This is a genomic window from Methylobacterium sp. 174MFSha1.1 (assembly GCF_900116815.1).
In the GTDB taxonomy this organism is placed as follows: domain Bacteria; phylum Pseudomonadota; class Alphaproteobacteria; order Rhizobiales; family Beijerinckiaceae; genus Methylobacterium.
Map to the genome: position 1 here is coordinate 139,654 of NZ_FPCB01000008.1, position 18,781 is coordinate 158,434.

Here is an 18,781-nt window from a genome sequence, read left to right on the forward strand (position 1 = left end):
GTCCGCCGCCGTCGCCGGCCTGCCACGACCGGCCGTCCCCCGTTTCCGTCGTCAGCCCGACCCGAGGTGGGTTCCATGGATTTCAACAAGGCGATCGGCATCGCGGCCTCCGGGCTCAAGGTCCAGTCGGGCCGGATGCGGGTGATTTCCGAGAACATCGCCAACGCGGATTCGGCACCGGCCAGCGCCGCCGCCGAGCCCTACCGGCGCAAGATCCCGACCTTCACCAACCACGTCGACCGCGAGCTCGACGCCTCGGTGGTGGATCTCGGGCGCGTGCGCCGCGACCAGGGCCCGTTCCGCTCCAAGCAGGATCCGGGCAACCCCGCCGCCGACGCCAACGGCACGGTGCGGATGCCCAACGTCAACGTCCTCGTCGAGACCGTCGACATGCGCGAGGCCCAGCGCTCCTACGAGGCGAACCTCAACATGGTCACGCTCACCAACCGGATGGTGTCGCGCACCATCGACATCCTGAAGGCCTGACCATGACCAGCAACGCTTTCGCCGCCGGCGCCTACGCGGCGATCCAGAACATGGCCCGCACCCCCGTCTCCGGCGTCGCCGGCGCGGGGGAGGGCGGCTTCACCCAGCTCCTGTCCTCCGCCTTCGACGGGGTGGCGGAGGCCGGCAAGCGGGCCGACGAGCAGGCGCTCGCGGTCGCCGGCGGCAAGGCCAACGTCGTCGACGTGGTGACCGCGGTCGCCGAGAGCGAGACCGCGCTCCAGACCCTGGTGGCGGTGCGCGACCGGGTGATCTCGGCCTACGAGGATATCATGCGGATGCAGATTTAAGGATTCGTCTCCGCCGATGACCGGCCTCGCCATCCTCGACGTCGCGCGCGACGGCATCGTCACCTTCCTGAAGGTCGCCGGCCCCCCGATGGTCGTCGCCCTGGTGGTCGGCCTGGCGGTGTCGCTGTTCCAGGCCCTGACCCAGATCCAGGAGCAGACCCTGATCTACGTGCCCAAGATCGTCGCGGTGCTGGCCGCGATGATGCTGATGCTGCCCTTCATGGGCGACGCGCTCGCCGGCTACATGACCCGGATCGCCGCACGGATCGCCACGGGGGGGTGAGCTGGCGCGGCCGCGACCGGGGAAAACACGCTGTGTCGTCCTTTCACGATGGAGCCTGAAGCCCTCCGTGTCATCCCGGGGCTCGCCGAAGGCGAGAACCCGGGATCCATAGCCGCCGAGTGGGCAGAACGGGGCGGAACGCGTTACGCCCGATCCTGGACATCCTGAGTGTCTGGATTCCGGGCTCCGCTGTCGCGGCCCCGGAATGACCCGGAGGGTTTCAACTCCGTCGCGCAGATCGAGTAGGCTCCCGAATCACTTCTTCCGGTCAGCCCCGACGTGAACCTCCTCCTGCCCGGCCTCGCCTCGGCCTACCTCCTCACCTTCGCGCGGGTCGGCACGCTGGTGATGCTGATGCCGGGCATCGGCGAGGCGATGGTCAGCCCGCGCCTGCGCCTCGCCTTCGCGGTGCTGCTCTCGCTCGTGCTGTTCCCGGTCGCCCGGCCGCTGCTGCCGGGGGGCGCGGGGCCGGAGCCCGGCGGCGCCGGCACGGCGCTGATCGGCGTGCTGATCGGCGAGATCGCGGTCGGGCTGGTGCTGGGCTTGAGCGTGCGGGCGGTGATCGCCGCGCTCCAGACCGCCGGCACCATCATCGCCCAGCAGCTCGGCCTCGCCTACGCGATGACGGTCGACCCCGCGCTCGGCAGCCAGCAGGCGACGCTCGGCAGTTTCCTGAGCCTGCTCGGCCTCACCCTGGTGCTCGCCGCCGACCTGCACCACCTGGCGCTCGCCGGCATCCGCGATTCCTACGCCCTGATGCCGCCGGTCGGCATGCCGTCGACCGGCGACGCCGCCGCCTTCGCGGTGCAGGCGGTGACCCGCGGCTTCACCCTGGCGGTGCAGATCTCGGCGCCGTTCATCGCCTTCGGCATCCTGTTCAACCTCGGCCTCGGCGTGCTCTCGCGCCTGATGCCGCAGATGCAGGTGTTCTTCGTCGCCACCCCGGCCTCGATCCTGATCGGCATGCTGGTCTTCCTGGCCACGGTCGGGGTGATCATGGGAGTGTTCGTCGACGATCTCGGCCGCTTCCTGGCCGATCTCGGGAGGGCGTGAGGGATGTCGGAGCAGGCCGACCAGGAAGACCGCACCGAAGACCCGACCCAGCGACGCCTCGACGACGCGATCAAGCGCGGCGACGTCGCCACCAGCCAGGAGGTCAACACCTTCCTGATGTTCGGCGCCTTCACGCTGGTGCTGATGATCGCCGCCGCGCCCCTCGCCCGCGGCCTGCTCGCCGACCTGCGCGGCCTCCTCGCCCACCTGCACGAGGTGCCCTCCGATCCCGCCGGCTACCTCGCCTTCGGCCGCCGGGCCCTCGTCGCCGGGCTCCTCGCCCTCGCGGTGCCGATGGGGGCCGTGGCGGCGGCGGGCCTCGTCGGCGGCCTGTTCCAGCACCCCCTGGTCTGGACCACCGAGACGCTCGCGCCGAAATGGTCCCGCGTCTCGCCGATGGCCGGGGCCAAGCGGCTGTTCGGCCCGGAGGCGTGGTTCCAGTTCGGCAAGGGCGTCGTCAAGATCCTGCTCGTCGGCGTCGCCGCCGGCCTCGTCCTGTGGGGCGACCGCGACCGGCTCGAGGCCTTCGCGCAGCTCGAGCCGCAGGGGGTGCTCCAGGCCACCCTGACCCTGTGCCTGCGGCTGATGGGCGCGGTGCTGGCGGCCTACGTCGTCGTCACCCTCGGCGACGCGCTCTACCAGCGCTTCCGCTGGCGGGCGCGCCTGCGGATGTCGAAGCAGGAGCTCAAGGAGGAGATGAAGGAGCAGGACGGCAACCCGGAGGTGAAGGGGCGCCTGCGCCAGATCCGCATGCAGCGGGTCAAGAAGCGCATGATGGCGGCGGTGCCGAATGCCAGCGTGATCGTCACCAACCCGACCCACTACGCGGTGGCGCTCCGCTACGAGGCCGGGATGGCCGCGCCGGTCTGCGTCGCCAAGGGCGTCGACGCACTGGCCTTGCGCATCCGCGAGGTGGCGCGCGAGCACGGCGTGCCGGTGGTCGAGAACCCGCCGCTGGCGCGCGCGCTCCACGCCACCGTCGAGATCGACGCCGCGGTGCCCCCCGAGCATTACCGCGCCGTGGCCGAGGTGATCGGCTACGTGCTGCGCCTGCGCCGGCGGCACTGAGGAGCGGAACCGAGCGCGCTTCAAGGCGGGAGTGTCGCGCGGGGCACTGATCCGGCGGATCCGCGCCCGGAACGAACCGGGTTCATTCCACGGAAACGCCGCGCCTGCTAGGGAACGCGGGAGACCGGCCGATGGCCGTGACGGGATCGGGGCCCGAACGCCAAGTCCGGCCCCTGGGGAGTGTCGAGGCGACATGCCGGAGTTGAGCTCATCCGCGGCGGAGGCCGCCCTCGACCGCTCCGAGCGGCCCGGCCGGGTCAGCCTGCTCCTGCTGCTCGCCGGCCTCCTCGTCGGCGCGGCGGTGGGCCTGAGCTTCGTCGCCAACGAGCAGGCGCAGCCGATCATCCTCGGCCTGCTGGCGCTCCTCGCCATGGCGGGCGTGTTCTGCCTGTTCGCCTTCGCCATCGGGGCGATCCAGCTCACCGGCCAGGGCACCCGCAACGACGTCACCAAGGCGGTGGTCGACGCCGCCCCCGACGGCATGATCGCCATGGAGGAGGGCGGCCGGCCGATCTACGCCAACGCCGCCTACCTGAAGCTCGCCGGCAGCGACACCTTCACCAACCTGCGCCCCGTGGAGCGGGTCTTCGTCGGCTCGCCGGAAGTGTCGGAGGCGGTCTACCGCCTGGCGCAGGCCGCCCGCGAGGGCCGCTCCCTGTCGGAGGAGATCCGCATGGCGCCCCCGCCGGGCGGGGCGGCGGAGCGCGACTTCGCATGGTTCCGCATCGGCGTGCGGCCGCTGCCGCTGCCGCGCCGGCCGGTCTCCCTGTGGAGCGTCGCCGACATCACCCACGAGCGCGAGCGCCAGGAGAACGTCTTCCAGGAGCTCCAGCACGCGATCGACTACCTCGACCACGCGCCGGCGGGCTTCATGGCGGTCGATCCCAAGGGGTCGGTCGTCTACATGAACGCGACGCTCGCCGCCTGGCTCGGCCACGACCTGGCGCAGGTCGGCTCGGGAGGCCTGCGCCTCTCCGAGATCCTGCCCGACGATCTCGGGCCGGTGCTGATCGGCGGCAACGGCCGGCCCGGCGAGGTCCGCACCGACCGCTTCGACCTCGATCTGCGCCGCCGCAACGGCCACCCGCTCTCGGCCCGGCTCTACCACCGCGTCGCCTACGGCCAGGACGGACGGCCGGGCGATTCGCGCACCCTCGTGCTCAACCGCTCCGCCGGCGGGGAGACCGACGATCCCCAGCAGGCGGCCGAGCTGCGCTTCGACCGCTTCTTCAACACCAGCCCGGTGGCCGTCGCGACGCTCGCCGCCGACGGGCGGCTGGTGCGCGCCAACGCCTCCTTCGCCCGCCTGTTCGGCACCCTGCCGCGCACCGGGGACGGCAGCGAGCTGGGTCCGCCGGTGCGCGACTTCGTGGTCGAGCGCGACCGCCACGTGATCGAGGCCGCGGCTCTGGCCGCGGCGGAGGGGCGGGGCGACGTGCCGCCGGTCGAGGTCGGGGTCTCGGCGCCGGTCAACCGCTCAGCCCGGATCTGGCTCAGCCCCGCCGGCAGCGCCGGCGGCGCGGAGGGCGCGGTGATCCTCTACGCCCTCGACACCACGGCCCAGCACCAGCTCCAGCAGCAGGTCAATCAGGCCCAGAAGATGGAGATGGTCGGCCAGCTCGCCGGCGGCATCGCGCACGACTTCAACAACGTGCTGCAGGCGATCATCGGCTACTCGGACCTGCTGCTGGCGAGCCACCGGCCGACCGACCCGGCCTTCCAGGACATCATGCAGATCAAGCAGAACGCCAACCGGGCCGCGAGCCTGGTGCGGCAGCTGCTGGCCTTCTCGCGCCGCCAGACCCTGCGGCCGGAGGTGATCCATCTCGGCGAGGCGCTCTCCGACCTCACCCTGCTGCTGAAGCGCCTGCTCGGCGAGCGGGTCGAGCTCGACCTCAAGCACGGCCGCGACCTCTGGCCGGTCAAGGCCGACGTCAATCAGTTCGAGCAGGTGATCGTGAACCTCGCGGTCAATGCCCGCGACGCGATGCCCGAGGGCGGTCGCCTGCTGATTCGCACCGCCAACATGACGGCGGAGGCCGTGGGGGCGCTGCGCCTCAACGGCCTGCCGGGCGCCGACCACGTGCTGATCGAGGTCAGCGACACCGGCACCGGCATGACGCCCGAGGTGATGGAAAAAATCTTCGAGCCGTTCTTCACCACCAAGGAGGTCAACAAGGGCACGGGCCTCGGCCTCTCGACGGTGTTCGGCATCGTCAAGCAGTCCGGCGGCTACATCGACGTGCGCTCGACCGTCGGCCAGGGCACGGTCTTCGCCATCTACCTGCCGCGCCACGTGCCGGTGCCGGAGGTGGAAGCGCCCGAGGCGCTGCCCGAGATCGCCCCGCCCGCGCCCGGCGCCGCCCCGGTGGCGGCGGCACCCGCACCCGCGGCGGAGCCCGCGAAGGCGCCCGCCCGCGACCTCACCGGTGTCGGCACGATCCTGCTCGTCGAGGACGAGGATCCGGTCCGCGCCGTCAATGGCCGGGCACTGACCGCGAAGGGCTACACCGTGCTCGAGGCGGCCTCGGGTCTCGAGGCGTTGCAGATCATGCAGGAGCGCGACGTGCCGGTCGACCTCGTCGTCTCCGACGTGGTGATGCCCGAGATGGACGGCCCGACCCTGCTGCGCGAACTCCGCAAGACCCACCCGGCCCTGAAGGTGATCTTCGTCTCCGGCTACGCCGAGGACGCCTTCCGCAAGAACCTGCCCGACGGCGAGGAGTTCAACTTCCTGCCCAAGCCCTTCAGCCTCAAGCAGCTCGTCGAGACGGTGAAGACCACGATGGCGGGGTGATGCAGCCCCGCATCCTTGTGGCCGCCGCCCGCCGCGCTTACATTCATGTATGTAACGAGGAGGCGGCCATGAAGAGCGCGATCAGCATGCGCGAACTCCAGAAGATGTCGGCCGGCGCCATCCAGGCGCTGCCGCATGCCGTGCCGATCAAGAACGGCACCCAGACCGTCGGCATCCTGCTGCCGATTCGTAGCGTGCCTCCGGAATACATGCGCAAGGTGCTGGCCGACATTGATGCGGCGGCGGCGCGTCGGACACCAGAGGAGAACGCCGCAATCGATCAATTGCTGGCGGAGCGCGGTATCGAATGACGATCTGATTGATCGTCTTTGTGGGCATGCCGCGTCCTCCCTCCCCATTCATCGTCGTTGATGCGAACATCATTCTAGGTGTCATCCTGGGACGACGGTCCCGCGCTGCCTTCGAAACAATCCAGGCACGCCGAAAACTCATCACGTCGATTCGCACCGCCGATGAGGTTCTCGGTGTGCTGCGCGCCTTGCCGGGTGTGCGGGGGGAAACGACGGCGCAGGCGGAAACGCTTCTGAGCGGCCTCGCGGTGGTCGAGGCCGTAGGCTATGCCGAATTACTGCCAGAAGCAGCCCGCGTGCTCTCGGACGCCGTCGCTTCCCGCAACGGCTCGGCCAGCGACGCCCACGTCCTCGCCTGCGCTTGGCTGCTCGACGCCGACATCTGGAGCCACGACCGCGACTTCGCCGGGACCGGCTGGCCGTCCTGGTCGAACGCCAACCTGCTGCGGGCCCTCGAGAGCGCCTGATTCACTGACGAATTCACCGGCGATGTCTCCATCCGCCCTTGCCGAATGAGAACAAAACGGGTACATAAAACCCAGCCGCGCGATTGAGACTTGCCGCCCCTCCTGCCATAAGGACCCGCCGAGATGGCTCAGCCCCAGATGCGACTGGTGGAAAACCCGACCATGGACAAAGACAAGTCGAAGGCGATCGACGCCGCCCTCGCCCAGATCGAGCGCGCCTTCGGCAAGGGCTCGATCATGCGGCTCGGCAAGGGCGACAAGGTGCAGGAGGTCGAGGTCGTCTCGACCGGGTCGCTCGGCCTCGACATCGCGCTCGGCGTCGGCGGCCTGCCGCGCGGGCGGGTGATCGAGATCTACGGCCCCGAATCCTCCGGCAAGACCACGCTCGCCCTCCACACCATCGCCGAGGCCCAGAAGAAGGGCGGCGTCTGCGCCTTCGTGGATGCCGAGCACGCCCTCGACCCGGTCTATGCCCGTAAGCTCGGCGTCAACCTCGACGACCTGCTGATCTCGCAACCCGATACCGGCGAGCAGGCCCTCGAGATCACCGACACCCTGGTGCGCTCCGGCGCCATCGACGTGCTGGTGGTCGACTCGGTGGCGGCCCTCACCCCGCGGGCCGAGATCGAGGGCGAGATGGGCGACCAGCAGCCGGGCCTCCAGGCCCGCCTGATGAGCCAGGCCCTGCGCAAGCTCACCGGTTCGATCTCGCGTTCGAACTGCATGGTCATCTTCATCAACCAGATCCGGATGAAGATCGGCGTGATGTACGGCAGCCCCGAGACCACGACGGGCGGCAACGCGCTGAAGTTCTATGCCTCGGTGCGCCTCGACATCCGCCGCATCTCGACCCTCAAGGACCGCGACCAGCCGATCGGCAACAGCGTCCGGGTCAAGGTGGTCAAGAACAAGGTGGCGCCGCCGTTCAAGCAGGTCGAGTTCGACATCATGTTCGGCGAGGGGGTATCGAAGGTCGGCGAGCTGATCGACCTCGGCGTCAAGGCCGGCATCGTCGAGAAGTCGGGCGCCTGGTTCTCCTACGACAGCCAGCGCCTCGGCCAGGGCCGCGAGAACTCGAAGGGCTTCCTGCGCGACAACCCCGACATCGCCAACAAGATCGAGGCCTCGATCCGGCAGAATTCAGGCCTCGTCGCCGACAAGATCCTCGAGAACGCGACCCCGACGGCCGACGACCTCGACGAGGGCTCGGCCTGATCCGACGGATCGGTTCTGATGGTCATCGGGGCCGCCGCGCGACGAGCGCGGCGGCCCTTTTTTCGTCACGGAACGCCCGGCCCGGCCCAGCCGAACAGCCCGGCGAACACGAAGCCGATGCCGACCATCGCGATGCCCCAGACGAGGGTGCGGATCCACGGGATGCCGAAGCCGTAGATCGGCAGGTAGAGGAGCCGGGCCCAGAAGTAGAGCTCGGCCCCCCACGCCACCGCGCCGCCCTGCCGCCCCGAGACCGACGCGGCCAGCACCAGGGCGGCGAAGAGCGGGAAGGTCTCGATGAAGTTGGCCGATGCCCGCTTCAGCCGGGCGGCGGCCCCGGTGACCTCGCCCTCGCTCTCGCGGTTGCCCGCTGCCCAGGCGAGCCCGCCGCGCTGGGACAGCCCGGCGGTCGAGGCCGCCATGACGTGGGCGAGGCCCAGGGCGGCCGAGAAGGCGAGGAGGCGGATTTCGTCGGTCATGGGGCACGGGTCCTGCCGGGCGGGCCGGCGGCCGCGCTTGCGTCAGGCTCAGATAGCGGCCCGGGCCCGCCTCGACACGGGGGGAGCGCGTGACTAAAGACACGCGGATGCATCCGCGGGCCGCCCGCGATGCGCCGATGTCCTGAGCCCGCCCGGCCCGCCTTCCGCAGAGACGATTCTTCCCATGAGTGGCGTCAACGAGATCCGGTCCACCTTCCTGGACTACTTCGCCAAGCACGGCCACGAAGCGGTGCCGTCCTCGCCGCTGGTGCCGCGCAATGATCCGACGTTGATGTTCACCAACGCCGGCATGGTGCAGTTCAAGAACGTCTTCACCGGCGTCGAGAAGCGGCCCTATCAGCGCGCCGTCACGGCCCAAAAATGCGTCCGCGCCGGCGGCAAGCACAACGATCTCGACAATGTCGGGTACACCGCGCGCCACCACACCTTCTTCGAGATGCTGGGCAACTTCTCGTTCGGCGACTATTTCAAGCCGCTGGCGATCGAGCTGGCCTGGAACCTCGTCACCAAGGAATTCGGGCTGTCGCCCGAGAAGCTCCTGGTCACGGTCTATGCCGACGACGAGGACGCCGCCACCCTGTGGCGCAAGATCGCCGGCTTCTCCGACGACCGCATCATCCGCATCGGCACCTCCGACAATTTCTGGCAGATGGGCGATACCGGCCCCTGCGGGCCGTGCTCGGAGATCTTCATCGACCAGGGCCCGGAGCTGTGGGGCGGCCCGCCCGGCAGCCCGGAGGAGGACGGCGACCGCTTCCTCGAATTCTGGAACCTCGTGTTCATGCAGTACGAGCAGATCGAGCCGGGCAACCGGGTCGACCTGCCGCGGCCCTCGATCGATACCGGCATGGGCCTCGAGCGCATGGCGGCGATCCTCCAGGGCGTGAAGAGCAACTACGACACCGACCTGTTCCGCAGCCTCATCGACGCCGTGGCGCATCAGGTCGGGCGGGCGCCCGAGGGCAAGCAGACGGCGTCCTACCGGGTGATCGCCGACCACCTGCGCGCCTCGTCCTTCCTCGTCGCCGACGGGGTGCTGCCGAGCAACGAGGGCCGCGGCTACGTCCTGCGCCGGATCATGCGCCGCGCCATGCGCCACGCCCAGCTCCTCGGCTCCCGCGACCCGATGATGTACCGCCTGGTGCCGACGCTGGTGCGCGAGATGGGCCAGGCCTATCCCGAGCTCGCGCGGGCCGAGAGCCTGATCGCCGAGACCCTGCGGCTGGAGGAGACGCGCTTCCGCCGTACCCTGGAGCGCGGCCTGTCGATCCTCGACGCCGAGACTCGCGACCTCTCGGAGGGCCAGAGCCTGTCGGGCGAGACCGCCTTCACCCTCTACGACACCTACGGCTTCCCCCTCGACCTGACGCAGGACGCACTGAAGTCCCGCGGCATCACCGTCGACACCGACGGCTTCTCGGCCGCGATGGGGCGCCAGCGCGCCGCGGCGCGCGCGGCCTGGTCGGGCTCCGGCGAGGCCGCGACCGAGACCCTGTGGTACGCGTTGCGCGAGCGCACCGGCGCCACCGAGTTCCTCGGCTACGACACCGAGGAGGCCGAGGCGGTCGTCACCGCGCTGGTGCGCGGCGGCGCCGAGGTCGAGGGCATCGCGGCCGGCGAGGAGGGCCTTCTCGTCGTCACCCAGACGCCGTTCTACGGCGAGTCCGGCGGCCAGGTCGGCGATACCGGCACGATCACCGGCCAATCCTCCAATGGTTCTGGTCTCAAGGTCCGCGTCACCGCGACCGAGAAGAAGCTCGGCGACCTCTTCGTCCACCACGTCGCGGTGGAGGAGGGATCCTTGAGCCTCGGCCAGGCGGTCGAGCTGAAGGTGGATCACGCCCGCCGCTCCGCGATCCGCGCCAACCACTCCGCCACCCACCTGCTGCACGAGGCGCTGCGCCAGGTGCTCGGCGACCACGTCGCCCAGAAGGGCTCGCTCGTCGCCCCCGAGCGCCTGCGCTTCGACATCAGCCACCCGAAGCCGATCGAGGCCGACGAGCTGACGAAGGTCGAGGAGATTGCCAACCGCGTGCTGCTCCAGAACGAGCCGGTGGTGACAAAGCTGATGGCGGTCGACGACGCCATCGCGTCGGGCGCCCGCGCGCTGTTCGGCGAGAAGTACGGCGAGGAGGTGCGGGTCGTCTCGATGGGCCGCGATCAGGCCCCCGACGGCCGGGCCAAGACCTTCTCGATCGAATTGTGCGGCGGTACCCATGTCGGGCGCACCGGCGATATCGGCCTCGTGACGATCCTCGCCGAGAGCGCCGTCGGCGCCGGTGTGCGCCGGATCGAGGCGATGACCGGCGACGCCGCCCGCCGCCACCTCGCCGGCGAGAGCCGCCAGCTCGCGGCGCTGGCGGGCCTGCTCAAGGCGTCGGTCGCCGAGGCGCCCGAGCGTCTGGCGGGCCTCCTCGACGAGCGCCGCCGGATGGAGCGCGAACTCTCCGATGCGCGCCGCAAGCTCGCCATGGGCGGGGGCGGCAGCGGGGGCGAGGACGCCGTGCGGGACGTCGCCGGCACCAAGCTGATGGCACGCGTCGTGCAGGGGGTCGAGATGCGCGACCTCAAGAGCCTGGCCGACGAGGGCAAGAAGCGGCTCGGCTCCGGGATCGTGGCGATCGTCGGCGTGGCGCCGGACGGCAAGGCCGGCCTCGTCGTCGGGGTGACCGAGGACCTGACCGGCCGCTTCGACGCCGTCGCCCTGGTGCGGGCGGGATCGGAGCGGCTCGGCGGCAAGGGCGGCGGCGGACGCCGCGACATGGCTCAGGCCGGCGGTCCGGACGGCGCGGCGGCCGAGGCGGCCCTGGAGGCGATCACGGCGGCCCTCGCGGCTGCCTGAGGCGGACATGCGCCGCGAGGGCGGCCGGTGGCCGACATCGAAGCGTCACGCGTGATGCTCTAGGGCTACAGGCCGCCTCGCGCGGCGCGGACGGTGCGGACGCGGCTGGGCGGGATCGCCCGGCTGCGGCCATATCCTTCTGTTCAACGAGCGCCACGCGCCGCCATCGCAAATATTGCCGCGATGATCCCGCAATGGCGCTCCGCCGAGAGCCGGCTCTGCGCGCGGCGCGCCGGCCGGGATGCAGTGTCGCCTCTTGCGGTTGGCCCCGGTCGCCGGCAGCCGACCTTGCTCATCTCGCCCTATCGAAGTAGAGGCTGCGGGACTACGCCCCTGGCAGGGCCGGCCGACGCGGTGATGCCATGATTGTGGCGCATGAGCCCCGGCATTCGCCAGGCCGTGCGATTTCGGAAGGTGGTCAGGAATGCAGGTCATCGATCAGGCGATCCCGGCGGTGAAGCTCGTGATCCCGAAGCGCCACGGCGATGCGCGCGGCTGGTTCTCGGAGACCTACCGGGCCGACATCCTGGCGGCGCACGGGATCGAGGACCACTTCATCCAGGACAACCAGTCCTTCTCGGCGCAACAGGGCACCGTCCGCGGCCTGCACTTCCAGCGCCATCCCTTCGCCCAGGCCAAGCTGATCCGGGCGCTCTCGGGCGCGATCCTCGATGTCGTGGTCGACCTGCGCCGGGATTCACCCACCTACGGCCAGCACGTCGCCGCCCGCCTCGACGCCGCGAGCGGCCACCAGCTCTACGTGCCGATCGGCTTCGGTCACGGCTTCTGCACCCTCGAGCCGGACACGATGGTCGCCTACAAGGTCGCCGGCGGCGTCTACAGCCCCGAGCACGACGGCGCCCTGCTCTGGAACGATCCGGATCTCGGCATCGACTGGCCGGTGAGCGAGGCCGAGGCCCAGCTCTCGGCCAAGGACAAGGTCGCGCCCCGCTTCGCCGACCTGCCCCCGCTGTTCTGAGCTCCTGCCGTTCCGGCGGCGATCGATTACAATCAGAAGGCGAGTCGGCTTGTCTCGTTTCCCCGCGCCGGCTCAAGCGACACGGCTTTCCAGGAGATCACCCACCCCATGCGCATCCTCGTCACGGGCGGCTGCGGCTTCATCGGCTCGGCCCTGGTCCTGCACCTCGTCCAGGACCTCGGCCACGAGGTCCTGACCCTCGACGCGCTCACCTACGCGGCGAACCCGATCTCGCTGATGCCCCTCAAGGGCGACAACCGGCACCGCTTCGCGGAAGGAGACATCTGCGACCACGAGACGGTCTCGCGCCTCTTCTCGGAGTTCCGGCCCCAGGCCGTGATGCATCTCGCCGCCGAGAGCCACGTCGACCGTTCGATCACCGGCCCGGGCGCCTTCATCCGCACCAACGTCGTCGGCACCCAGGTGATGCTGGAGGCGGCCCGCGCCTACTACAACACCCTGGACGGCGCGGAGCGCGACGCCTTCCGCTTCCTCCACGTCTCGACCGACGAAGTCTACGGCTCGCTGCCCCCGGGCGGCTTCTTCACCGAGGACAGCCGCTACGACCCGCGCTCGCCCTACTCGGCCTCGAAGGCGGCCTCCGACCACCTGGCGCGGGCCTGGCACGAGACCTACGGCCTGCCGGTGCTGGTGACCAACTGCTCGAACAATTACGGGCCGCGGCACTTCCCCGAGAAGCTGATCCCGCTGATGATCCTCAACGCGCTGGAGGGAAAGAACCTCCCCGTCTACGGCGACGGCCAGAACGAGCGCGACTGGATCCACGTCGAGGACCACGCCCGCGGCCTCGTCGCGGTGCTGGAGAAGGGCCGGATCGGCGAGACCTACCTGCTGGGCGGCCGCTCGGTGCGCAACAACCTCGACGTGGTGAAGACGCTCTGCGCGATCTTCGACCGGCTCCGCCCCGAGGCCGGCCCGCACGAGCGCCTGATCCAGTTCGTCACCGACCGTCCGGGCCACGACCGGCGCTACGCCATCGACCCGAGCAAGGCCGAGGCCGAGGTCGGCTACAAGCCCTCCCGCACCTTCGAGCAGGCGCTCGAGGACACCGTGCGCTGGTACCTCGACAACGAGTCCTGGTGGCGCCCGATCCGCGAGGGCCGCTATTCCGGCGAGCGCCTCGGCCTCTCGGCGGAGTGAGATCATGACGCGGGAGATCCTCGTCCTCGGCGGCGGCGGCCAGGTCGGCACCGAGCTGCAGCGGCAATCCTTCGGGGAGGACGTGGTGATTCACGCCCCGACCCGGGAGGCCCTCGACATCACCGACGAGGCGGCGGTCGCCCGCGCCGTCGCCGAGCGCGCTTACGCGGCCGTGATCAACACCGCCGCCTACACGGCGGTCGACAAGGCCGAGAGCGACGTCGCGGCGGCCTGGCGGCTCAACGCCCTCGCTCCCGCCTACCTCGCAGCCGAGACGGCCAGGGCCGGCATCCCCCTCATCCACGTCTCGACCGACTACGTGTTCGACGGCTCGGGGAAAGGCGCCTACGCCGCCGACGCCCCCGTGAGCCCGGTGAGCGTCTACGGCGCCAGCAAGGCGGCCGGCGAGATGGCGGTGCGCACCGGCAACCCGCGCCACGCGGTGGTGCGCACGGCCTGGGTGGTGAGCCCGCACCGGGCGAACTTCGTCAAGACGATGCTGCGGCTCTGCGCCGAGCGCGACAAGCTGACGGTGGTCGACGACCAGCGCGGCTGCCCGACCTCGGCCGGCGACCTCGCGGCCGCGCTCGGCGTCATCGCCCTGCGCTTCGCCGAGGACGCGGCGGCGCCCGCCGGCACCTATCACTGCGTCAATGCCGGGGCGACGACCTGGTACGACTTCGCGAAGGCCATCATGGCCGGTGCGGCGGCGCGCGGGGCCCGCGCGGTGCCGGTCGAGCCGATCCCCAGCACGGCGTTCAAGACCCCGGTCACCCGGCCGGCCAATTCCGAGCTCTCGACGCAGACCCTGACCCGCGCCTTCGGCCTCGTGCCCCGGCCGTGGGGCGAAGCCCTCGACGACATCCTGGACCAGCTGATCGGTCCCGCGGCGAACCGCGCCTGAAGGAGAACCATACCATGAAGGGCATCGTGCTCGCCGGCGGATCCGGCACGCGGCTGCACCCGGCGACGCTGGCGATCAACAAGCAGCTGCTGCCGGTCTACGACAAGCCGATGATCTACTATCCGGTCTCGGTGCTGATGCTGGCCGGCATCCGCGACATCCTGCTGATCTCGTCGCCGGAGCACATCGACAACTACAAGCGCCTGTTCGGCACCGGCGAGCAGTTCGGCATCAATATGTCCTACGCGCTGCAGCCGAAGCCCGAGGGCCTGGCCCAGGCCTTCGTCATCGGACGCGAGTTCGTCGGCGACGATTCGGTCGCGCTGGTGCTCGGCGACAACCTGTTCTTCGGCGCCGGCATGCGCCAGCTGCTCGCCAAGGCCCGCGAGCGCGAGACCGGCGCGACGGTGTTCGCCTACCACGTCGACCAGCCGGAGGCCTACGGCGTCGTCACCCTCGACAAGCAGGGCCGGGCCACCAAGCTCGTCGAGAAGCCGAAGAACCCGGAATCGCCCTGGGCGGTGACCGGCCTCTACTTCTACGACAACCAGGTGCTGGACATCGCGGCGGCGGTGAAGCCCTCGCCCCGCGGCGAACTCGAGATCACCGACGTCAACCAGGCCTATCTCGACCGCGGCCAGCTCCACGTCGAGTGCATGTCGCGCGGCTATGCCTGGCTCGACACCGGGACCCACGACAACCTGCTCGAAGCGGGCGAGTTCGTGCGCGTCATCCAGCACCGCCAGGGCATGCAGGTCGCCTGCCTGGAGGAGATCGCCTACCTGCAGGGCTTCATCACCCGCGAGCAGGTGGTGGCCCGCGGCCAGCTCTTCGCCAAGACCAATTACGGCCAGAGCCTGCTGCGCCTCGCCCGCGAGGAGGAGCCGGGCCAGGGTCTCTCCTGATCCGAAACGTCGATTACCGGATCGAGGGCCGCGCCACCCCCGCGAGGGGAGGGCGCGGCCCTCGTCCGTTCCGGCCCGGCGAAAGCCTGTGCGAGACCTGCGCCTCGCCCGAAAAGACCGTGTTTTCGCCGCGCCCCGGCGCGTGCTAAGGCCGCTTCACTGCCAAGTCTGACGCGGGGCAAGTCCCCACGTCGGCAGCCTCTCCGGCGGGCGCGCGACTCTTCTTCAGGAATGGGCGACAGCATGAAGGACATTCTCGATCGGCTCGACCAGCGGCGCGCGCAGGCGCGGGTCGGCGGCGGCGAGAGCCGGGTCGCGGCGCAGCACAAGCGCGGCAAGCTCACCGCGCGCGAGCGCATCGAGCTCCTCCTCGACTCCGGGTCGTTCGAGGAGTTCGACATGTTCGTGCAGCACCGCTCGATCGATTTCGGGATGGAGAAGCAGAAGATCCCGGGCGACGGCGTCATCACCGGCTGGGGTACCATCAACGGCCGCGCCGTCTTCGTGTTCTCCAAGGACTTCACGGTCTTCGGCGGTTCGCTCTCGGAGGCGCACGCCCAGAAGATCATCAAGGTCCAGGACATGGCGCTCAAGATGCGCGCCCCGATCATCGGCCTGTTCGATGCCGGCGGCGCCCGCATCCAGGAGGGCGTCGCGGCGCTCGGCGGCTACGGCGAGGTGTTCAAGCGCAACGTCACGGCGTCCGGCGTGATCCCGCAGATCTCGGTGATCATGGGGCCCTGCGCCGGCGGCGACGTCTACTCGCCGGCGATGACCGACTTCATCTTCATGGTGCGCGACACGAGCTACATGTTCGTGACCGGCCCGGACGTGGTCAAGACCGTGACCAACGAGGTGGTGACGGCCGAAGAGCTCGGCGGCGCCAAGGTCCACACCTCGAAATCCTCGATCGCCGACGGCTCCTACGAGAACGACGTCGAGGCGCTGCTGCAGATCCGGCGCCTGATGGACTTCCTGCCGGCGAACAACCAGGCCGGCGTGCCGGAACTCGAGAGCTTCGACGATCCCTCGCGCCTCGACCGCAGCCTCGACACCCTGATCCCCGACAACCCGAACAAGCCCTACGACATGGGCGAGCTGATCCGGCGGGTGGTCGACGAGGGCGACTTCTTCGAGATCCAATCGGCCTACGCCCGCAACATCATCACGGGCTTCGGCCGGATCGAGGGCCGCACCGTCGGCTTCGTGGCGAACCAGCCGATGGTGCTCGCCGGCGTGCTCGACTCGGACGCCTCGCGCAAGGCCGCCCGCTTCGTGCGCTTCTGCGACGCCTTCTCGATCCCGATCGTCACCTTCGTCGACGTGCCGGGCTTCCTGCCGGGCACCGCGCAGGAATATGGCGGGCTGATCAAGCACGGCGCCAAGCTCCTCTTCGCCTACAGCCAGGCGACGGTGCCGCTCGTCACCGTCATCACCCGCAAGGCCTTCGGCGGCGCCTACGACGTGATGGCCTCGAAGCATGTCGGCGGCGACGTGAACTACGCCTGGCCGACGGCGCAGATCGCCGTGATGGGCGCCAAGGGCGCGGTGGAGATCATCTTCCGCCAGGATCTCGGCGATCCGGACAAGATCGCGGCCCGCACGGCCGAGTACGAGGAGCGCTTCATGTCGCCCTTCGTGGCGGCCGAGCGCGGCTATATCGACGAGGTGATCATGCCGCACTCGACGCGCCGGCGGATCGCCCGGGCGCTCGCCATGCTCCGCACCAAAGAGAGCGAGCAGCCCTGGAAGAAGCACGACAACATCCCGCTGTGAGGAGTTCCCCGGTTCCTCGACGGACTTGATACCCGCCGACGTCATCCCGGGGCCGCGAAAGCGGATCCCGGGATCCGCAACCGCCGAGTTCCGGGAAGAAGTCGGAGCGTGCTCCGCTCCATCCTGCGTCGTCAGCGGTTATGGATCCCGGGTTCTCGCCTTCGGCGAGCCCCGGGATGACATCGCGTGTTGTCGAGCGGGTTGCTCTCTCTCCCGCGTTCTCTTTTCGGCGTCAGCCGGTCTTCAGGAACTTCTCGACGCTGCCCGTCAGCCCGCCCGAATGGCCGGCCAGGCTCTCCGACACCATCCGGACAGATTCCGCGATCCGGCCGGTGGCGCTCGCGGCGTTCGAGACCGCCACGATGTTGGTCGAGACCTCCTGCGTCGTGGCCGCCTGCTCCTCGACGGCGCTGGCGATGGCGAGCGTCAGCCGCGACAGCTCCGCCACCGCGTTGGTGATGGTGGCGATCGCCGCCACCGCCTCGCCGGTCGCGCCCTGGATGTCGCCGATGCGCTGGGTGATCTCGCCGGTCGCCTTGGCGGTCTGGCCGGCGAGCTCCTTGACCTCCGCCGCGACCACCGCGAAGCCGCGCCCCGCCGCGCCGGCGCGGGCCGCCTCGATCGTGGCGTTGAGCGCGAGCAGGTTGGTCTGGTCGGCGATGGTCGAGATCATGCCGACGACCGAATCGACCTCGCGCGCCTTGGTCGAGAGGGTGCGCACCGTGGCGTCGGTCGCCTCGGCCTGGGCGGCGATCTGCTGGGCCCGCTCGGAGACCCGCCCGACCTGGTTCGAGATCTCCTGGATCGAGGCGGTCATCTCCTCGGAGCCCGCCGCCACCGTGGCGGCGCGCTCGCGGGCCTCATCGGCCGAGTGGCCGAGGCCGGCGGCGGAACGCTGCATCTCCTCGACGGCCGCCCCCATGGCGCTCACCACCTGCGACACGTCGGAGGCCATGTTCACCTGTGCGGTCACCACCGCCCAGGTCAGCATCGGTCCGAGATAGGTGCCGTCCGGCCCCATGATCGCCGAGACCTGGAGGTCGAGCGTTTCCGGCCCGAGCTTGATCTTGGTCCGGTGCGGCAGCCGGCTCGCATCCTTCAGCATCCGGCGCTGGTGCGAGGGGTCCTTGTGGAACACGTCGATCGAGGTGCCGACCATCAGGTCGGTCGAGACCGGCAGGTACTGCCCCAGCGGGCCGAGCGTGCGGCGCGAGGCCTCGTTCATGTAGTCGATGCGGAATTCGTTGTGCGGGTCGGCGGTCATCACCGCCACCGGCATGCCCTCGATCATCGTCAGCAGGCGGCTGATCTCGTTCTTCTTCTTGGTGATGTCGGCGGCGAGCTTGACCACCTTGACCGGCTTGCCGGCGGCGTCGAGGACCGGGTTGTAGGTCGCCTCGAGCCAGATGCGCTTGCGGTTCTTGCCGAAGCGCAGGAACTCGTCGGCGAAGAACTGACCGCTACGCAGCTTCGCCCAGAACTCGGCGTAGTCCGGCGCGGCGGCGGCCTCCGGATCGACGAACATCCGGTGATGCTGCCCGACGATCTCCTCGAGCCGATAGTCGAGCAGGCTCAGGAAGTTGGCATTGGCCTTGATGACCGTGCCGTCGAGATCGAACTCGATGATGGCCAGAGACTTGTCGAATGCGGCCAACGTCGCGTCGGACACCGTCTCACGTTGCTTCCGGAACATGCCGCACTCTTGGCTGGGATCAAAAATCACTCA

17 protein-coding genes are annotated in these 18,781 nt (G+C 69.9%); 15 read left to right on the forward strand and 2 right to left on the reverse strand.

Going from position 1 to position 18,781, the window contains the following annotated elements:
• The first annotated feature begins 75 nt into the window (after positions 1-75).
• The 9 genes from flgC to recA all read left to right on the forward strand — a co-directional run bounded on the left by flgC (position 76) and on the right by recA (position 7,988).
• Positions 76-486, forward strand: coding sequence for a flagellar basal body rod protein FlgC (gene flgC / locus BM430_RS07075; protein ID WP_093566541.1), 411 nt, complete (start codon positions 76-78; stop codon positions 484-486).
• Positions 487-488: 2 nt separating this feature from the next.
• Positions 489-794, forward strand: coding sequence for a flagellar hook-basal body complex protein FliE (locus BM430_RS07080; protein WP_093566542.1), 306 nt, complete (start codon positions 489-491; stop codon positions 792-794).
• Between the two features lie 16 nt (positions 795-810).
• Complete coding sequence (gene fliQ / locus BM430_RS07085; RefSeq protein WP_093566543.1) at positions 811-1,077, forward strand: flagellar biosynthesis protein FliQ; 267 nt, start codon at positions 811-813, stop codon at positions 1,075-1,077.
• Positions 1,078-1,356: 279 nt separating this feature from the next.
• Complete coding sequence (gene fliR / locus BM430_RS07090; protein ID WP_093566544.1) at positions 1,357-2,130, forward strand: flagellar biosynthetic protein FliR; 774 nt, start codon at positions 1,357-1,359, stop codon at positions 2,128-2,130.
• 3 nt (positions 2,131-2,133) lie between these two features.
• On the forward strand, positions 2,134-3,198 hold the full coding sequence (flhB, locus tag BM430_RS07095) for a flagellar biosynthesis protein FlhB (protein WP_093566545.1): 1,065 nt from the start codon (positions 2,134-2,136) through the stop codon (positions 3,196-3,198).
• Between the two features lie 193 nt (positions 3,199-3,391).
• The gene (locus BM430_RS07100) at positions 3,392-5,995 is read left to right on the forward strand and encodes a cell cycle histidine kinase CckA (RefSeq protein WP_093566546.1); all 2,604 of its coding nucleotides are present in this window, start codon (positions 3,392-3,394) and stop codon (positions 5,993-5,995) included.
• Complete coding sequence (locus BM430_RS07105; RefSeq protein ID WP_143131972.1) at positions 5,995-6,306, forward strand: hypothetical protein; 312 nt, start codon at positions 5,995-5,997, stop codon at positions 6,304-6,306. The genes BM430_RS07100 and BM430_RS07105 overlap by 1 nt, the downstream gene beginning before the upstream one ends.
• Before the next feature lie 8 nt (positions 6,307-6,314).
• Positions 6,315-6,773 carry a PIN domain-containing protein gene (locus tag BM430_RS07110; protein ID WP_093566548.1) on the forward strand — a complete coding sequence of 153 codons (459 nt, stop codon included), beginning with the start codon at positions 6,315-6,317 and terminating at the stop codon, positions 6,771-6,773.
• 123 nt (positions 6,774-6,896) lie between these two features.
• Positions 6,897-7,988: a recombinase RecA gene (recA, locus tag BM430_RS07115; protein ID WP_048449888.1), complete on the forward strand. Its 1,092-nt coding sequence runs from the start codon at positions 6,897-6,899 to the stop codon at positions 7,986-7,988.
• A 65-nt stretch (positions 7,989-8,053) separates the two neighbouring features.
• Here the strand turns inward: recA and BM430_RS07120 are convergent, their stop codons facing one another.
• Positions 8,054-8,467: an MAPEG family protein gene (locus BM430_RS07120; RefSeq protein WP_093566549.1), complete on the reverse strand. Its 414-nt coding sequence runs from the start codon at positions 8,465-8,467 to the stop codon at positions 8,054-8,056.
• Between the two features lie 184 nt (positions 8,468-8,651).
• Between BM430_RS07120 and alaS the strand changes: the two genes are divergently transcribed.
• The 6 genes from alaS (at position 8,652) to BM430_RS07150 (ending at position 17,055) form a co-directional block, all read left to right on the forward strand.
• Positions 8,652-11,330 (forward strand): alanine--tRNA ligase, encoded by a 2,679-nt coding sequence (alaS, locus tag BM430_RS07125; protein WP_093566550.1) that lies wholly within the window; start codon positions 8,652-8,654, stop codon positions 11,328-11,330.
• 424 nt (positions 11,331-11,754) lie between these two features.
• On the forward strand, positions 11,755-12,309 hold the full coding sequence (rfbC, locus tag BM430_RS07130; protein WP_093566551.1) for a dTDP-4-dehydrorhamnose 3,5-epimerase: 555 nt from the start codon (positions 11,755-11,757) through the stop codon (positions 12,307-12,309).
• A gap of 108 nt (positions 12,310-12,417) precedes the next feature.
• Positions 12,418-13,470, forward strand: coding sequence for a dTDP-glucose 4,6-dehydratase (rfbB, locus tag BM430_RS07135; RefSeq protein WP_093566552.1), 1,053 nt, complete (start codon positions 12,418-12,420; stop codon positions 13,468-13,470).
• 4 nt (positions 13,471-13,474) lie between these two features.
• Positions 13,475-14,374, forward strand: coding sequence for a dTDP-4-dehydrorhamnose reductase (gene rfbD / locus BM430_RS07140; RefSeq protein ID WP_093566553.1), 900 nt, complete (start codon positions 13,475-13,477; stop codon positions 14,372-14,374).
• Positions 14,375-14,388: 14 nt separating this feature from the next.
• A complete protein-coding gene (gene rfbA / locus BM430_RS07145; protein WP_093566554.1) occupies positions 14,389-15,279 on the forward strand; it encodes a glucose-1-phosphate thymidylyltransferase RfbA in 891 nt (296 codons plus the stop codon).
• 243 nt (positions 15,280-15,522) lie between these two features.
• Positions 15,523-17,055 carry an acyl-CoA carboxylase subunit beta gene (locus BM430_RS07150; RefSeq protein ID WP_093566666.1) on the forward strand — a complete coding sequence of 511 codons (1,533 nt, stop codon included), beginning with the start codon at positions 15,523-15,525 and terminating at the stop codon, positions 17,053-17,055.
• A 232-nt stretch (positions 17,056-17,287) separates the two neighbouring features.
• Here BM430_RS07150 and BM430_RS07155 read toward each other — a convergent pair whose 3' ends face one another.
• A complete protein-coding gene (locus BM430_RS07155; RefSeq protein WP_093566555.1) occupies positions 17,288-18,748 on the reverse strand; it encodes a methyl-accepting chemotaxis protein in 1,461 nt (486 codons plus the stop codon).
• Positions 18,749-18,781 lie beyond the last annotated feature (33 nt).

Bases quoted from the DNA above. Each gene is read 5' to 3' on its own strand.
- flgC (WP_093566541.1), top strand. From the start codon at position 76: ATGGATTTCAACAAGGCGATCGGCATCGCGGCCTCCGGGCTCAAGGTC.
- BM430_RS07080 (WP_093566542.1), top strand. From the start codon at position 489: ATGACCAGCAACGCTTTCGCCGCCGGCGCCTACGCGGCGATCCAGAAC.
- fliQ (WP_093566543.1), top strand. From the start codon at position 811: ATGACCGGCCTCGCCATCCTCGACGTCGCGCGCGACGGCATCGTCACC.
- flhB (WP_093566545.1), top strand. From the start codon at position 2,134: ATGTCGGAGCAGGCCGACCAGGAAGACCGCACCGAAGACCCGACCCAG.
- BM430_RS07100 (WP_093566546.1), top strand. From the start codon at position 3,392: ATGCCGGAGTTGAGCTCATCCGCGGCGGAGGCCGCCCTCGACCGCTCC.
- BM430_RS07105 (WP_143131972.1), top strand. From the start codon at position 5,995: ATGCAGCCCCGCATCCTTGTGGCCGCCGCCCGCCGCGCTTACATTCAT.
- recA (WP_048449888.1), top strand. From the start codon at position 6,897: ATGGCTCAGCCCCAGATGCGACTGGTGGAAAACCCGACCATGGACAAA.
- BM430_RS07120 (WP_093566549.1), bottom strand. From the start codon at position 8,467: ATGACCGACGAAATCCGCCTCCTCGCCTTCTCGGCCGCCCTGGGCCTC.
- alaS (WP_093566550.1), top strand. From the start codon at position 8,652: ATGAGTGGCGTCAACGAGATCCGGTCCACCTTCCTGGACTACTTCGCC.
- rfbC (WP_093566551.1), top strand. From the start codon at position 11,755: ATGCAGGTCATCGATCAGGCGATCCCGGCGGTGAAGCTCGTGATCCCG.
- rfbB (WP_093566552.1), top strand. From the start codon at position 12,418: ATGCGCATCCTCGTCACGGGCGGCTGCGGCTTCATCGGCTCGGCCCTG.
- rfbD (WP_093566553.1), top strand. From the start codon at position 13,475: ATGACGCGGGAGATCCTCGTCCTCGGCGGCGGCGGCCAGGTCGGCACC.
- rfbA (WP_093566554.1), top strand. From the start codon at position 14,389: ATGAAGGGCATCGTGCTCGCCGGCGGATCCGGCACGCGGCTGCACCCG.
- BM430_RS07150 (WP_093566666.1), top strand. From the start codon at position 15,523: ATGAAGGACATTCTCGATCGGCTCGACCAGCGGCGCGCGCAGGCGCGG.
- BM430_RS07155 (WP_093566555.1), bottom strand. From the start codon at position 18,748: ATGTTCCGGAAGCAACGTGAGACGGTGTCCGACGCGACGTTGGCCGCA.